Genomic DNA, 223 nt, shown 5'->3' on the forward strand with positions numbered 1-223 from the left:
TGCCAGCCGGGATATCCAGCTCTCCTCCAGCCAGAACACCGAACAGACCACCGGTAAAAACAGCAGCCGCGGTGGCTCACTGGGCGTCGGTTTGACTGCCGGACCGGGGGGTACGGGTATTAATCTCTCCGTCAGTACCAACCGCGGTAAAGGCAGTGAAAGCGGCAACGGCGTCAGCCATAATGAAACTACGCTGGATGCAGGACAAACCGTCACCCTCAAC

General features: G+C 58.7%; 1 protein-coding gene. It reads left to right on the forward strand.

Annotated features, from left to right (window positions below):
• Positions 1–223: hemagglutinin repeat-containing protein (locus ACGF49_RS25465; RefSeq protein WP_387493637.1), on the forward strand; the 223-nt coding region annotated here is incomplete at both ends.

Origin of the sequence: Photorhabdus sp. RM96S (genome assembly GCF_042879335.1) — a bacterium.
GTDB classification, from domain to species: domain Bacteria; phylum Pseudomonadota; class Gammaproteobacteria; order Enterobacterales; family Enterobacteriaceae; genus Photorhabdus; species Photorhabdus kayaii.